Here is a 14,741-nt window from a genome sequence, read left to right on the forward strand (position 1 = left end):
CAAGTGAGCAACCTGCATGTCTAAATCAGTACAGAGCAACAGTGCGGTGCTGGTGCACTTCACCTTAAAGCTCGACGATGGCTCCACCGCAGAGTCAACACGCAATAACGGTAAACCCGCGCTGTTTCGCCTGGGCGATACCTCGCTTTCTGAAGGTCTTGAACAGCATCTGCTGGGGCTGAAAGAAGGGGATAAAACCACCTTTTCGCTGGAGCCGGACGCCGCGTTTGGCGTACCGAGCCCGGACCTGATCCAATACTTCTCGCGCCGGGAATTTATCGACGCGGGCGAGCCTTCAATCGGCGCGATTATGCTCTTTACCGCAATGGATGGCAGCGAAATGCCCGGCGTGATCCGCGAAGTGAACGGCGATTCGATCACCGTTGATTTCAATCACCCGCTGGCCGGGCGTACCGTTCATTTTGATGTTGAAGTGCTGGAGATCGATCCGGCGCTGGAGGGGTAAGATGCAGATTCTGTTGGCTAACCCGCGCGGCTTCTGCGCAGGCGTTGACCGCGCTATCAGCATTGTTGAAAACGCGCTGACGCTGTACGGCGCGCCGATCTACGTGCGTCATGAAGTCGTGCACAACCGCTATGTTGTCGATAGCCTACGGCAGCGCGGCGCGATTTTTATTGAGCAGATTAGCGAAGTGCCGGACGGCGCAATCCTGATCTTCTCCGCCCACGGGGTCTCTCAGGCCGTTCGCAACGAGGCGAAAAGCCGCGATCTGACGGTGTTTGACGCCACCTGTCCGCTGGTCACCAAAGTGCATATGGAAGTCGCCCGCGCCAGCCGTCGCGGCGAAGAATCCATTTTGATTGGTCACGCCGGTCATCCGGAAGTCGAAGGTACCATGGGCCAGTACAGCAACCCGCAGGGGGGAATGTACCTGGTGGAATCGCCGGACGATGTCTGGACGCTGGACGTGAAAAACGACGCTAAGCTGTCGTTTATGACCCAGACGACGCTCTCCGTCGACGATACCTCCGACGTGATTGACGCTCTGCGCGAGCGTTTCCCGAAAATCGTCGGGCCGCGCAAAGATGATATCTGCTATGCCACGACTAACCGTCAGGAAGCCGTCCGCGCGCTGGCCGGGCAGGCCGATGTGGTGCTGGTGGTAGGGTCGAAGAACTCCTCTAACTCTAACCGTCTGGCCGAGCTGGCTCAGCGGATGGGGAAAGCGGCCTATCTGATCGACGACGCGACCGATATCCAGGAAGCGTGGGTGAAAGAAGCGCAGTGCGTCGGCGTCACCGCGGGCGCTTCGGCGCCGGATATTCTGGTCCAGAACGTGATTACGCGTTTGCAGGAGCTGGGCGGCGGCGAAGCGGTGCCGCTGGAAGGGCGCGAAGAGAACATCGTTTTCGAGGTGCCGAAAGAGCTGCGCGTAGACGTCCGTGAAGTAGAGTAAGTTCTTTTCCGCCGCAGTATGAGAAGATGCCAGGCTTAACGTCTGGCATTTTTTATGGAGAAACTATGCGCTTACCTATCATTCTGGATACCGATCCCGGCATTGATGACGCCGCGGCGATTGCCGCCGCGCTGTTCGCCCCCGAGCTGGATCTGCAGCTGATGACCACGGTCGCGGGGAATGTATCGGTGGAGAAAACGACCCGCAACGCCCTGCAGCTTCTGCATTTTTGGAACGCTGGTGTCCCGCTGGCCCAGGGGGCGTCGATGCCGCTGGTTCGCCCGCTGCGCGACGCCGCTTCCGTGCACGGCGAATCCGGGATGGAAGGCTACGATTTTGTTGAACATCACCGTCAGCCGCTGGCGAAACCGGCGTTTCAGGCGATCCGCGACGCGCTGATGCACGCTCCGGAGCCGATGACGCTGGTGGCGATTGGCCCATTAACCAACATCGCGCTATTGCTGACCCAGTACCCTGAATGCCGTTTTAACATCCGTCGTCTGGTGATTATGGGCGGCTCCGCCGGGCGCGGTAACTTTACGCCGAACGCGGAATTTAACATCGCCATCGACCCGGAAGCGGCGGCTAAAGTGTTCAGCAGCGGGCTGGAGATCGTTATGTGCGGGCTGGATGTCACCAATCAGGCGATGCTGGCGCCGGCGTATCTCGCCACTCTGCCGACGCTTAATCAGACCGGAAAGATGCTGCACGCGCTGTTTAGCCACTACCGTAGCGGGAGCATGAGCAGCGGGCTGCGTATGCACGACCTGTGCGCGATTGCCTGGCTGGTCCGTCCGCAGCTGTTTACCCTTGCACCGTGCTTTGTGGCGGTAGAAACCCAGGGCATATGGACCTCAGGCACCACGGTGGTGGATATCGAAGGCAAACTGGGCCAACCGGCAAATGCGCAGGTGGCGCTGGGGCTGGATGTCGAAGGATTTCAGCGCTGGGCGGCCGAGGTGATTGCGCTGGCGCCCTAGCCCGGTAACGAAGCGGCCGGGCATGGCGCTCAGGTGCTCTGAATGGGGTCGACGACGTTGCGCCATAGCGTGCCCGCTTCATCGGTCCACATCAGCAGTAATAGCGACGCTAATCGTTCTGCCGCCGCGGAAAGGGGCCGGTTCTTTACGCGGATCATACCCAGCGTGCGCCGGATCACCGGCTCGACAAGCGGAACGCTCACGACGGTGCTGTTGCCGCTATGGGGCATCGCCAGGCAGGGGAGCGCCGAGACGCCCAACCCGGCTTCGACAAGACCGAGCGAGGTCGACAAGTGTCGGACTTCATAAAACCAATCCAGTCGCCAGGGCTTATCAGCCAGGCATTTCTCGATTAACTGTCTGTTGCCGCTTGATTTCCTTACCCCGATTAAGGTTTGGCTCACCAGTTCCCGCCATTCAACTAATTGTCTCCCCGCCAGCGGATGGTCTTGCCGACACGCCAGAACAAAAGGTTCATTCACCAGAGGGATAAAATCGATGTCTGGATATGTGATGAAGTTCATGTTTATTCCAAAATCAACATCGCCTTTGCGTACCGAGTTCATGCACGTTTCTATACCTTGTTCATAAATTCGTACTTTGATGTTGGGATAGCTTTGGTTAAATTGCACGATAGCACGCGGTAAAAAGTAAAATACGGCGGTCGGAATGCAAGATAGCGTTACCGTATCATGTATTTGAGACGTTAAATCGTTGAGGTTAAATATTGCCGCATCAAGGCTGGCAATCAACGCTTTGGCCTTTGGGAGAAGCATTTTTCCGGCCTGAGTAAGCGCAATTTTTCGCGTGGTTCGTTCGAACAGCGCAATATTCAGATTATCCTCTATTTTTTTTATCTTTTTAGTCAGCGCGGGTTGCGTGAGGTTGAGCTGCTCGGCTGCTTTACTAAATGAGCCTAGCTCCGCAACCGTGACAAAAGCTTTCATACCGGATAGTTCATTTTTCATTATTGCTCCGTAGGGGTTAATAAGCGTTTCTCTAAGTAGATGACTAGTCATTATTAAGCGGGAATGCTTTTTTATTAATACTCAGCAGGAATAACTGTTATGGCAAAATTTTATCAACCGGTGAGATTCTGGCAAGTAGAATGAATTTGTAAAATGCCTGAGGTGATTGATATTGGCCGTTAATTAAGTAAATAAAAATCTTAAAAAACATAAAACCAATTAAATTCACGGAGCCGTTTTACACCATTCTTCTATTTCTTAGCGAATAAGGAACATGCTATGAAGAGCATTCCCTGTGTATTAATGCGTGGTGGGACATCGAAAGGCGCCTTTCTTTTAGCAGATGATTTACCCAAGGATATTCAGAAACGTGATGACTGCTTATTAGCCATCATGGGTTCGGGTCATGAGCTGGAAATTGACGGCATTGGCGGAGGGAGCCCACAAACCAGTAAGGTGGCGATTATCAGTCAATCGCTTAGCGAAGAAGCGGATATCGATTATCTGTTTGTTCAGGTCATCGTTAATGAACGGCGGGTGGATACAACGCCAAACTGCGGCAATATGCTGTGTGCGGTAGGCGGGTTTGCGATTGAACATGGGTTAGTTGAGGCGGCGTCTCCGGTTACGCGAGTGCGTATAAGAAACGTGAACACCAATACTTTTATTGACGCTGACGTTCAAACACCTGACGGCAAGGTTATCTATGAAGGGGATAGCCAAATCGATGGCGTTCCGGGGCGCGCCGCGCCGGTTGCATTGACTTTTTTGAATGCGGCGGGGGCCAAATCCGGACGCCTTTTCCCGACGGGTAATCGTATGGACGTATTCGATGATGTACGAGTGACCTGTATTGATATGGCGATGCCCATGGTGGTGATCCCGGCTCAGAGTCTGGGCAAAACCGGATATGAATCTGCGAGTGAATTAGATCGGGATAGCGGGTTATTAAAATCGCTTGAATCTATTCGTATCCAGGCCGGTAAGGCGATGGGGTTTGGGGATGTAACGAATATGGTTATCCCAAAACCGGTTCTGATTTCTCCTGCATTAAGCGGCGGAAGTATAAACGTACGCTATTTTATGCCGCATAATTGCCATAAATCGCTGGCGATTACCGGTGCTATCGGTCTGGCAAGCGCATGTATTATTCCGAAAACCATTGCTAATGAACTGACGAAGCTATCAGGCGACGGAATCATTAAAGTCGAACACCCCAGCGGCGGTATTGAAGTCGACTTAAGCCAGACGACTGAACGCCCAGAAGATATCCGGGCTTCGGTTATTCGTACTGCGCGGAAGATCCTTTCAGGAACGGTTTACATTCCCGAATAAATACCCACTCTCTGAGTATCTATAAAAATACCCGGAATCGGGGAGGGAGTGATGTGAATACGTTTCACCAGCATCCTTACATATTGATTGCAGGGAAGGAATGGAAATGCAAAAGAATAAATTATGGAAACTGCTTGTTATAATAGCAATACCGTTACTCATCAGTTTATTCCCAGCGCCAGAAGGGTTATCAAAACTTGCCTGGGTATTATCCGGTATCTATCTGGCCGCGATTGTCGGGTTAGTCATTAAACCTTTTGCTGAGCCCGTGGTCCTGCTGATCGCGGTGGCCGCATCAATGGTGGTTGTGGGAAATTTAGGCGACGGTTCGATAAAAGCGGCCAGCGTGTTAAGCGGATATTCATCAGGTACCACCTGGTTGGTGTTTTCTGCATTTACCCTGAGCGCGGCATTTGTCATTACCGGATTGGGGAAAAGAATTGCGTATATTCTGATCGGCAAAATTGGCAGTACGACGTTGGGTCTGGGCTACGTTACCGCCTTCCTTGACCTGATCCTGGCGCCCGCGACGCCTTCAAATACAGCGCGTGCCGGCGGAATTGTACTGCCGATTATTAACAGTGTTGCCGTCGCTCTTGGGTCCGAGCCGGAGCGCAGCGCAAAACGCGTTGGTCATTATCTCATGCTGAACGTCTATATGGTGACCAAAACAACCAGCTATATGTTCTTCACCGCGATGGCCGGAAATATACTTGCGCTAAAAATGATCGAAGATATTTGCCATATAAAATTGAGCTGGGGAGGATGGGCGCTGGCGGCCGGATTACCCGGAATTATCATGTTACTGTTGACGCCGCTGATTACCTACAAGCTTTACCCGCCAGAACTGAAGAAAGTCGATAACAAAAAGATCGCCAAAGCCGGTATGGAAGCTTTGGGGCCAATGACGCTACGTGAAAAGATGCTGTCCTGCCTCTTTGTTCTTGCGCTTGGCGGTTGGGTATTTAGTCAATCGCTGGGAGTGAATGAGTCTACCGTGGCGATCGGCGTTATGGCGTTAATGCTGGTGTTGAGAATCGTCACCTGGGATGACGTGATTAAGAATAAGGGGGGATGGAATACGCTCATATGGTACGGCGGTATTATTGGTTTAAGTTCCCTGCTCTCCAAAGTTGGCTTTTTCTTATGGTTGGCTGATTTATTAAAAAATAATATTTCATTTAACGGTCATGGTAATGTCGCTTTCATCGTTATTGTTGCCTTAAGCATTTTAGTGCGTTACTTCTTTGCGTCAGGCAGCGCTTATATTGTGGCGATGGTTCCCGTTTTTGCTATGCTGGCGAACGTTTCTGGCGCACCGGTCATGCTAACTGCGCTCGCCTTACTCTTCAGCAACTCTTATGGTGGCATGGTAACCCACTACGGCGGGGCGGCAGGGCCAGTTATTTTTGGCGTTGGCTATAATGATATTAAATCATGGTGGATTATCGGTGGAATATTAGCGTTACTTACTTTCCTCCTGCAAATCACGCTAGGAGTATGGTGGTGGGAAATATTAATCGCCTGGAAGGTAATTTAAAAATTTTTTGAGGAAATGATAGCTTAACTGGGCATCACAGGGTGCCCAGGGGCAAGGTTTATTATTCAGAGCGGCATGTGACTTATCTGCTCTTTTTATTTGAGCGTTTAAGTATGGGTGAAGTTACCTGATTTCAAATATGATTATATGGCCTTTGATAAGGTGAGGTGTGATATATTTATGTCTCCAGTTACGATTACATTGTCGCTATTAGTTTTTTCTATAGTAATGTTTGTATGGGAAAAAATCCCGCTGGCTGTAACGGCCATGATTGTTTGTATTACTCTGGTGGTTACCGGCGTTTTTGATGTGCAAACGGCTTTTTCCGGTTTTATTAATCAAAATGTCATTTTGTTTGTGGCAATGTTTGTGGTCGGCGGCGCCTTATTTGAAACCGGCGTAACGGATAAGATTGGCGGTATTGTGACGCGTTATGCGCGGAGCGAAAAGCAGCTTATTGTCATCATTATGTTAGTCTGTGGGCTCCTTTCCGGAGTCTTGTCCAATACCGGCACGGCGGCGGTTTTAATTCCTGTGGTAATAGGCGCAGCGATTAAATCAGGGTACGCCCGCTCCCGGCTTCTTATGCCGCTGGCGTTTGCCTCGGCGTTGGGCGGTAATCTTTCGCTGATCGGTTCACCCGGCAACCTGATCGCGCAATCGGCGCTGGAACAGGTTGGCCAAAGTTTCGGTTTTTTTGAATACGCTAAGTTAGGTATTCCCATGTTAGCCTGCGGTATTCTCTATTTTGTGACTATCGGCTACCGGATATTACCCGGCAAAAATACGCTTCAGAAGCACGGCGCTGAAAGCATCAGGACGGTCGATTGCCCGACGTATAAGCAGGTGATTGCGCTGTCGGTATTGATCGCGACGGTATTGGGCATGATCTTCGAAAAGCGCATTGGTTTGCCGATCGCGATTATTGGTTCAATTGGCGCTTTATCGTTGGTTATGACCCGGGTGATTACTGAAAAACAGGCCTACCAGGCCATCGACTCGCAGACGATTTTCCTGTTCGGCGGCACTCTGGCATTAGCAAAGGCACTGGAAACCACCGGCGCTGGCGCGATCATGGCACGCTCAATAATAGACTTGCTCGGACACCAGGCCTCGCCTTTCTTACTTTTAAGCGCCGTATTAATCATCTCCTGCATTTTAACCAATTTTATGTCAAATACGGCAACGGCGGCTTTATTAATGCCGATTGGCCTGTCTATTGCCCATTCGATGGGCGCCGATCCCCGGGCGGTGTTAATGGCGATTGTTATCGGCTGTTCATGCGCTTATGCGACGCCAGTGGGAACGCCTGCCAATATGATGATTTTTTCCGCCGGCGGATATAAGTTTGTCGATTATGTAAAAGTTGGTTTGCCGCTTATTTTGATATCGGTAATTGTTAGCTTTATTTTGTTGCCCATTTTCTTTCCATTTTATTAATCGCGGCCAGCGATCTTTTAAAAAGTAGGGCTAATCGCTCAGGCGTGATTTTTTCTACATCTAAGGATATATGTCATGATTAAATTATATGACCATGGAGTCTATATCTCGCATCAGCATGGTATTATTTGTGCTGATAATCGTTCAGCCGCGGTAGAGGAGAAGGAGGAGGCGCGCAAGAGAACGATCTCATGGTCGATTCTCTCCGCCCATAATACGTCAGGGGATGATCATAAGTTAAAAATTAAATTTGATTCAATGGCTTCCCACGATATTACTTTTGTGGGCATCATCCAGACCGCTAAGGCATCAGGCATGGAGCGTTTTCCATTGCCATATGTTTTAACGAATTGTCATAACTCCCTTTGCGCAGTCGGCGGCACGATCAATAGCGATGACCATATATTTGGCTTGTCATCAGCGAAAAAGTACGGCGGCATTTATGTCCCGCCCCATATTTCCGTTATTCATCAATATATGCGTGAGATGATGGCCGGCGGCGGGAAAATGATCCTGGGCTCAGACAGCCATACCCGCTATGGCGCTTTGGGAACGATGGCGGTTGGCGAGGGGGGCGGAGAATTAGTTAAGCAGCTGCTCGGTGAGACCTGGGATATTGATTATCCAGAGGTAGTTGCGGTGTATCTGACGGGTAAACCCTCTCCCGGCGTTGGCCCTCAGGATATTGCCCTGGCGATCATTGGCGCGGTGTTTGAGCGCGGTTACGTGAAAAATAAAATTATGGAGTTTGTTGGCCCGGGCGTGGCGACGATGTCTACCGACTTCAGAAATAGCGTGGATGTGATGACAACGGAGACCACGTGTTTATCCTCTATCTGGCAAACCGATGAAGAGACCAAACACTACTTACGCATTCATGGCAGGGAGCAGGACTATTGTCCGCTCTCGGCAAAAGAGATGGCTTACTATGATGGCTGCATAGAAGTGGACTTAAGTAGCATCAAGCCGATGATCGCCTTGCCCTTTCATCCCGCCAACGTATATGAAATTGATACGCTTAATGACAATTTGCAGGATATTTTGCATGAGGTCGAAACGGCGGCCGATAAAATTTCCCAGGGACGCGCAGCGCTCACCCTGCGGGATAAAATCGAAAATGGCAAACTGCGGATTCAGCAGGGAATTATCGCCGGTTGCGCCGGCGGAAATTATGTTAACGTGGTCGAAGCGGCGCATGCCCTAAAAAACCGCTCCTGTGGTGACAACGCTTTCTCTCTGTCGATATATCCCTCTTCCCAACCGGTATTAATGGACCTGACTAAAAAAGGCATGACCAGCGCGCTGTTGAGCGCCGGCGCGATTATGCGCACCGCATTTTGTGGACCCTGTTTTGGCGCAGGCGATACGCCCATGCATAACGGATTAAGCATTCGCCACACGACGCGTAATTTTCCAAACCGGGAAGGGTCAAAACCGGGGAATGGGCAAATGTCGGCTGTCGCGCTGATGGATGCCCGCTCCATTGCGGCGACGGCAGCCAATGGGGGCGTGCTGACATCGGCTTGCGAACTCGATTGCTGGGAAAACATTCCGCAGTATGAATTTGATGCTTCGCCTTATAAAAATCGCGTTTATCAAGGCTTTATTAAGGGGGCGACGCAACAATCGCTGATTTATGGTCCGAATATTAAAGACTGGCCGGAGATGAGTGCGCTAACGGAAAATATTCTGTTAAACGTGACCTCAAAGATAATGGATCCGGTGACCACCACCGATGAACTTATTCCATCAGGAGAAACCTCTTCATTCCGCTCCAATCCTTTAGGGCTGGCCGAGTTTACCCTTTCACGACGCGACCCGGGCTACGTTGGCCGCAGTAAGAAGATTGCCGCTCTGGAAACAAGGCGGATGACAGGCGACAACCCTTGTCGTCTGGAGCCGGAGCTTGAGGCGGTTTTTTCCCGGATCCGACAGCTGCCGGGACAGGAAAATGTCACCCTCGAGCAGACGGAGATAGGCAGTATGGTGTATGCGGTAAAACCCGGCGATGGTTCCGCGCGCGAGCAGGCCGCCAGCTGCCAGAGAGTCCTCGGCGGCCTGGCGAATATTGCCCAGCAGTATGCGACCAAGCGCTATCGTTCAAACGTTATCAACTGGGGGATGCTGCCGCTGCAGATGGAGGCGCTGCCGGAATTTGAAGTGGGCGACTTCATCTATATCCCGGGAATCAAGTCCGCTTTGGAAACCAATATGAGTCAAATTACCGCCTTCGTGATTAGCCCTCAGCATCCCGTTAAAGAGATCTCGCTTTATATGGAGGGATTAACCGCATCAGAGCGGGAGATTATTAAAGCGGGGAGCTTAATTAATTATAATAAATTACGCTTAACAACCCACCAACATTAAATGATCTTCATCGGCAAGATGAATAAATGGGGATGATATATCATCCCCGTTTTATTCATAGCCGAGGCAAAATAACTCACGTTCAAAACTCTCGCCGTTTTGCGCTATCGCATGATGGGTTATTCTGGCGTAATCTCTCCGGTACGCAGCCAATACTGGATTGGGCTATGAACAGGGAGAGAAAAATGACGAATGGACAAGCGTATTTTAACGGATGGAAAAAGGGCCTCGATTTTAGCGGAGTGGCCAGCAGGCAGGAGTTTTGGTCTTTTTTGCTCATCAACCTGTTGATTCTTGCCCTGCCGCTGGCGACCTGGTTTTTGGCGATGCAGCATAACTCTCAGTACGGCGTTTTCATTTTTTTCGCTGCACCGCTCAGCGGTCTTCTTTCGCTGCCGATGATTGTTCCGCTGCTGGCCGTTGGCTGCCGCAGGATGCACGATATCGGTCGTTCAGGATGGTGGTTCGCCCTGTGCCTTATTATTCCATGGTTTTTGATCGTCGCGCTATGGCTGTGCTGCCTGAAGCCGGCTGCATCTTCTCGCTGAGATAATCAATCATCGCCCGCATTCTGGCGGGCATATGCTTGTTGCCCGACCACAGTAGCCACAGCTGGCCGGAATAGCTGCTGATAAACTCCCATTCCGGTAAAACCTGCACAATTTCGCCGCGCGCCAGCGCCTCACGGGCGGTAAACAGCGGCAGGCTGCCGATCCCCAGATTTTGCTTCACGGCATCGAGGCGCACGGCGGTGTGGTTGGCGGCGTAGCGGCCGTGGGTCTGGATCGTCTCCGTTTTCCCCGCACGGCGGAATTTCCAGCGCGCATCGGCGGGCGTTTCGCCAAGGCTGATACAGCTATGAGCGCGCAGATCCTGCGGCATTCGCGGCGTTCCATGTTGTTCCAGGTAGCCGGGCGTCGCGCAGACGACGTGGCTTATCGTCATCAACGGTTTACCGTGCAGACCCGGGGAAGGGGTGTGGGTGATACGCAACGCCAGGTCAATACCGTCATCGATAAAATCGAGAACCCGATCCTCAAGCCGCAGACAGACGTCGACCTGCGGATAGCGGGTAAAAAATTCCAGCATCAGCGGGTGAATGGCAAACCGGCCCACGGCTTTCGGCACGCTTAGCGTGAGCTTGCCCTGCGCCACCGCCTGGGTACTGCTGGCGGAATCCATAGCCAGACGCGCCGACTCCAGCATCTCCAGCGCATGTTCATACACCGTCTTACCGGACTCGCTGAGGCGTAGCTTGCGCGTTGTGCGATGCAGCAGCTTGCAGCCCATCTCCTGTTCAAGGCGAGAAACGCTGCGGCTGATAGCCGAGGGCGTCGCGCCCGTCTGGCGCGCGACGACGGAAAAGCTGCCCTGTTCAACAATCTGCACAAACAGGGCGAGGTCGGGCAGTAGGCTTAGATTCATTTGTGCTTCCAGGGCAAAATTGCATTGATGTCAGGCGGGATTATCGCCACCAGTAATATCAATATACTGTCCTGACAGAGAGGAGAACAACCATGACTGAACGCCTTTATTACACCAGCGACGCCACTGAATGCCTGGCGCGAGTCGTCAACTGCCTGAGCGAAGCCGATGGCCGCTATGCCATTGAGCTGGACCGTACGCTGTTTCACCCGCAGGGCGGCGGTCAGCCGGCGGATCGCGGCTGGATTGCCGATCTGGCGGTCGAAGGCGTGGTTTCGCGCGGCGATAGCGTAGCGCATATCGTTTCACAGCCGCTGCCGTCAGGCGAGGTCACGATCCGAATCGATGCGGAAAGCCGACGGCTTCACGCGCGCCTGCACTCCGCCGGGCACGTGCTTGCCCAGGCCGGCGAGCAGTCAGGCTGGCAGCCGATGAAAGGGCATCACTGGCCGGGAGAAAGCCGTATCATTTTTGCCGCAGGGGCTAACGGCGGGCTGCCCGAAGCCAGCGCGCTGCTGGAAAAAGTCGCCGCCTGGCAGGCAGGAAATTTACCGCGTCAGGTCGCTTTTGCCGATGGCCTGCGCCAGATTGGGTTCGGCGATATGCAGAGCTATCCCTGCGGCGGTACGCACGTTGCCAGCCTGTCCGAGCTGGGGAAAATCGTCATTAGCCAGGTGAAGATGAAAAAAGGCCAAATTATTGTCAGCTACACCGTGGAATAAGCGCATGAAAGGAGATGCGCGATAAACAGGGCATCTCCTGGGGCTTAAATAGGCGCAGGATGTTTACCGTGATAAATCCGCTCCGGTCTGCCGACTTTGCCATAGCTGATTTCAGCTTCAAGAAAATCATTTTTAACCCCTTGCTCAAGGTAACGGCGGGCGGTGGTTTTACTGCTGCCGAGAATACGGGCGAGCGTGTCTGCGGTATGGACCGTTTCCGGGTCGGCGAAGAGCTGCAATACCCGGTTAAAGGTGCTCTCATCAATACCGCGTAGCGGAGAGCCTGCGGCTTCCGTATGCTCTTTTGCCTGGATATTGAACAGGGCGTCAACATGGGTTTGGCTTGCCTGTTCGCTTGAGCGCAGAGAGCTGCGATAGCGGGCAAAACGCTCAAGGGTATGCTGCAATCGCTGATAATGAACCGGTTTAATCAGGTAATCAAAAACGCCCATCCGCAGGGCTTCGCTGATGGTATCCATATGGTTATCGGCGGTGATGAAAATGATACGCCCTTGATAATGCGTGTTGACGGCGTGGCGGATCAAATCGAGCCCTTTACCATCGGGCAAGAAGTTATCCAGCAGAGTGAGCTGGGGCTGATAGAGGCGAAGCAGCTTTTTCGCGCTTTCCAGTTTATCGGCAATGCCAATGACTTCGAACTGGGGAAATTGCTTGATCGTATCCACCAGGATTTCCGCCAGCATAGGTTCGTCTTCAACGATAAGAGTTGTAATGCTATCCATGATGTTCATCTCTGGTCAGGGGGATATAAAGGGTAAAAATGGTGCCAAAAGGAATGTTGTTATCGACGACGATATTGCCGCCGGCTTGCTCAACGTAGCTGCGAACCAGCCAGAGTCCGATGCCGTGATCGCCGCTGTCGCTGCTGGTGACGCCGCGTTCAAAAATACGATCGCGCAGCGATTCGTCAATTCCGCAGCCCTGGTCGGCGATCTCGACGATCGCTTCGTCGCCCTCGCTGTTGATCAGGCATTCGATCTGCCTTGAACCTGTCGGCTGGCGCAAGGTGGCGTTGTAGGCATTGTCCAGCAAATTACCGACGATCGAGATCCACTCATTATGCGAAAGCGACGAGGGTAAGGTCTCAACGTGGCAGGCGGGATCGAATACCAGCTCTATTCCGAGCTCTTTGGCGCGGTAATACTTGCCGATCAGCAGCCCGGCAAGGTGATTCACTTTAAAGTTACGGGCAATAAAATCGAGCACCTTCTGGTGGCTTTCAGACTGCTGCTGAATAAGATCCAGCGCGTTGTCATAGCGTTTTAAAAACAGCAGCCCGGCGATGGTGGAGATCAGATTGCGATGCTCGTGCTGCACGGCCCGCAGATTATCCGCGTACTGCTGAACCTGGCTAAGCTGCAGGCTCAGGGTGTTGATATCGTCTTTACTGCGAAAGCTAATGACCCAGCCCTGAGGCTCGCTATTGAGCGTGACGGCCATGCGGCTGGCGATCACTTTAATCTGGTTAAAGGTGACGATTTCGTCTTTTTTATTGGTCTGCGGCGCGTCATAGAAGAATGCCTCCTGAGAGATCACGCTATTGATGCTTTTGCCAATCAGGATGGTTTCCGGCTGGCTCAGGTTTAATAGCCTCCGCGCGGTCTGATTGATGGCGGTAATTCTGTAATGAGAGTCAATGGCTATCAGCCCCTCAAAGACCGATTCAAACAGGACGCTCTGCTGGATGAGCAGCTGTGATAGCTGCTGAGGTTCCATATTTAGCATCTGCTTTTTAATATGCAGCGAGAAGCGCCGCGCGCAGTAAAGCAGCAGGAGCAGCATAATCGCCATCGGGATCATCAGCGATCCGATTTGCAGGCTCAGCCAGTTCTCTAACTGTTCGATGGTGTATCCCACCGATACGATGCCGATCACTTTCCCGGTGCTGTCCTGGATCGGCGACTTGCCGCGTAGTGAAGAACCCAGCGATCCCTTACGCACCGACACGTAGCTTTTGGCGTTATATAGCGCCTCGTCGCTGTCTCCGCCCTCCATGTATTTACCGATCTCCTCAGGATTCACGTGATACAGGCGCTGGCCTTTCGCGTCGCCGACGGTGATATAGGTGGCGTCGGAAAACGAACGCATCGGGTCGATAAGTGCTTTAATGCGCGGTAAATCGTGCTTTTCCACCGCGTCAACCAGTTCGGGCATGGCGGAGATCTGCATCGCCTGAATCAGCGCGCGCTGCCCGACCTGGTAATGCAGGCGCTCCTCGGTAATGTTGGTGAGATACCATGACATCGCCAGCATCACGATTGTCGAGGTAAACAGGATCAGCAGGAAGATGCGGTTCTGAAACGAACGTCGGGCAAACCAGTGCGTGATTTTTCGGGCAAACATTGGGCGAATTGACATCAAAAGGTTATTTTCTCTTTTTTAGTGGCCGTCGGCGCGGAATCGGCCCACAGATTGACTGATTTCAGAACTCGCTTAGTCGGAATACGACGTTTTACGTACCTTCGGTTTGGGCTTTGGCACCGTCGCCTGGGGTATTTCCCGGAGGCGGCGCGTAGCGCCTGTCC

13 protein-coding genes are annotated in these 14,741 nt (G+C 52.4%); 9 read left to right on the plus strand and 4 right to left on the minus strand.

Annotated elements, in window-relative coordinates:
- The first annotated feature begins 16 nt into the window (after positions 1–16).
- The 3 genes from fkpB to rihC all read left to right on the plus strand — a co-directional run bounded on the left by fkpB (position 17) and on the right by rihC (position 2,398).
- On the plus strand, positions 17–466 hold the full coding sequence (fkpB, locus tag BWI76_RS04350; protein ID WP_004872298.1) for an FKBP-type peptidyl-prolyl cis-trans isomerase: 450 nt from the start codon (positions 17–19) through the stop codon (positions 464–466).
- A gap of 1 nt (position 467) precedes the next feature.
- Positions 468–1,418, plus strand: coding sequence for a 4-hydroxy-3-methylbut-2-enyl diphosphate reductase (ispH, locus tag BWI76_RS04355; protein WP_049086835.1), 951 nt, complete (start codon positions 468–470; stop codon positions 1,416–1,418).
- A 65-nt stretch (positions 1,419–1,483) separates the two neighbouring features.
- Positions 1,484–2,398, plus strand: coding sequence for a ribonucleoside hydrolase RihC (rihC, locus tag BWI76_RS04360; RefSeq protein ID WP_049088261.1), 915 nt, complete (start codon positions 1,484–1,486; stop codon positions 2,396–2,398).
- Positions 2,399–2,427: 29 nt separating this feature from the next.
- On the opposite strand, the gene BWI76_RS04365 is transcribed toward rihC, so the two are convergent.
- Positions 2,428–3,366 carry a LysR family transcriptional regulator gene (locus BWI76_RS04365; RefSeq protein ID WP_049086844.1) on the minus strand — a complete coding sequence of 313 codons (939 nt, stop codon included), beginning with the start codon at positions 3,364–3,366 and terminating at the stop codon, positions 2,428–2,430.
- Between the two features lie 279 nt (positions 3,367–3,645).
- Between BWI76_RS04365 and BWI76_RS04370 the strand changes: the two genes are divergently transcribed.
- The 5 genes from BWI76_RS04370 to BWI76_RS04390 all read left to right on the plus strand — a co-directional run bounded on the left by BWI76_RS04370 (position 3,646) and on the right by BWI76_RS04390 (position 10,596).
- Positions 3,646–4,701: a 4-oxalomesaconate tautomerase gene (locus BWI76_RS04370; RefSeq protein ID WP_004872291.1), complete on the plus strand. Its 1,056-nt coding sequence runs from the start codon at positions 3,646–3,648 to the stop codon at positions 4,699–4,701.
- Positions 4,702–4,807: 106 nt separating this feature from the next.
- The gene (locus tag BWI76_RS04375; protein ID WP_004872289.1) at positions 4,808–6,241 is read left to right on the plus strand and encodes an anion permease; all 1,434 of its coding nucleotides are present in this window, start codon (positions 4,808–4,810) and stop codon (positions 6,239–6,241) included.
- A gap of 147 nt (positions 6,242–6,388) precedes the next feature.
- Entirely contained in the window at positions 6,389–7,681 is a 1,293-nt protein-coding gene (locus BWI76_RS04380; protein ID WP_370516686.1) for an SLC13 family permease, read from the plus strand.
- A gap of 75 nt (positions 7,682–7,756) precedes the next feature.
- Positions 7,757–10,048 (plus strand): hydratase, encoded by a 2,292-nt coding sequence (locus tag BWI76_RS04385; protein ID WP_004872286.1) that lies wholly within the window; start codon positions 7,757–7,759, stop codon positions 10,046–10,048.
- Between the two features lie 185 nt (positions 10,049–10,233).
- Positions 10,234–10,596 (plus strand): DUF805 domain-containing protein, encoded by a 363-nt coding sequence (locus tag BWI76_RS04390; protein ID WP_004872283.1) that lies wholly within the window; start codon positions 10,234–10,236, stop codon positions 10,594–10,596.
- Here BWI76_RS04390 and BWI76_RS04395 read toward each other — a convergent pair.
- Entirely contained in the window at positions 10,529–11,473 is a 945-nt protein-coding gene (locus BWI76_RS04395) for a LysR family transcriptional regulator (protein WP_004872282.1), read from the minus strand. The two genes, BWI76_RS04390 and BWI76_RS04395, sit on opposite strands and share 68 nt — an antisense overlap.
- A 92-nt stretch (positions 11,474–11,565) precedes the next feature.
- On the opposite strand from BWI76_RS04395, the gene BWI76_RS04400 reads away from it, so the two are divergent.
- Positions 11,566–12,195, plus strand: a complete 630-nt coding sequence (locus BWI76_RS04400) for an alanyl-tRNA synthetase (RefSeq protein WP_049088265.1) — start codon at positions 11,566–11,568, stop codon at positions 12,193–12,195.
- Positions 12,196–12,239: 44 nt separating this feature from the next.
- Here the strand turns inward: BWI76_RS04400 and BWI76_RS04405 are convergent, their stop codons facing one another.
- Complete coding sequence (locus tag BWI76_RS04405; RefSeq protein WP_004872280.1) at positions 12,240–12,938, minus strand: response regulator; 699 nt, start codon at positions 12,936–12,938, stop codon at positions 12,240–12,242.
- Positions 12,931–14,559, minus strand: a complete 1,629-nt coding sequence (locus BWI76_RS04410) for a sensor histidine kinase (protein ID WP_004872278.1) — start codon at positions 14,557–14,559, stop codon at positions 12,931–12,933. The genes BWI76_RS04405 and BWI76_RS04410 overlap by 8 nt, the downstream gene beginning before the upstream one ends.
- Positions 14,560–14,741 lie beyond the last annotated feature (182 nt).

This window comes from Klebsiella sp. M5al (assembly GCF_002090195.1).
GTDB lineage: Bacteria > Pseudomonadota > Gammaproteobacteria > Enterobacterales > Enterobacteriaceae > Klebsiella > Klebsiella grimontii.

Bases quoted from the DNA above. Each gene is read 5' to 3' on its own strand.
- fkpB (WP_004872298.1), top strand. From the start codon at position 17: ATGTCTAAATCAGTACAGAGCAACAGTGCGGTGCTGGTGCACTTCACC.
- ispH (WP_049086835.1), top strand. From the start codon at position 468: ATGCAGATTCTGTTGGCTAACCCGCGCGGCTTCTGCGCAGGCGTTGAC.
- rihC (WP_049088261.1), top strand. From the start codon at position 1,484: ATGCGCTTACCTATCATTCTGGATACCGATCCCGGCATTGATGACGCC.
- BWI76_RS04365 (WP_049086844.1), bottom strand. From the start codon at position 3,366: ATGAAAAATGAACTATCCGGTATGAAAGCTTTTGTCACGGTTGCGGAG.
- BWI76_RS04370 (WP_004872291.1), top strand. From the start codon at position 3,646: ATGAAGAGCATTCCCTGTGTATTAATGCGTGGTGGGACATCGAAAGGC.
- BWI76_RS04375 (WP_004872289.1), top strand. From the start codon at position 4,808: ATGCAAAAGAATAAATTATGGAAACTGCTTGTTATAATAGCAATACCG.
- BWI76_RS04380 (WP_370516686.1), top strand. From the start codon at position 6,389: ATGGCCTTTGATAAGGTGAGGTGTGATATATTTATGTCTCCAGTTACG.
- BWI76_RS04385 (WP_004872286.1), top strand. From the start codon at position 7,757: ATGATTAAATTATATGACCATGGAGTCTATATCTCGCATCAGCATGGT.
- BWI76_RS04390 (WP_004872283.1), top strand. From the start codon at position 10,234: ATGACGAATGGACAAGCGTATTTTAACGGATGGAAAAAGGGCCTCGAT.
- BWI76_RS04395 (WP_004872282.1), bottom strand. From the start codon at position 11,473: ATGAATCTAAGCCTACTGCCCGACCTCGCCCTGTTTGTGCAGATTGTT.
- BWI76_RS04400 (WP_049088265.1), top strand. From the start codon at position 11,566: ATGACTGAACGCCTTTATTACACCAGCGACGCCACTGAATGCCTGGCG.
- BWI76_RS04405 (WP_004872280.1), bottom strand. From the start codon at position 12,938: ATGGATAGCATTACAACTCTTATCGTTGAAGACGAACCTATGCTGGCG.
- BWI76_RS04410 (WP_004872278.1), bottom strand. From the start codon at position 14,559: ATGTTTGCCCGAAAAATCACGCACTGGTTTGCCCGACGTTCGTTTCAG.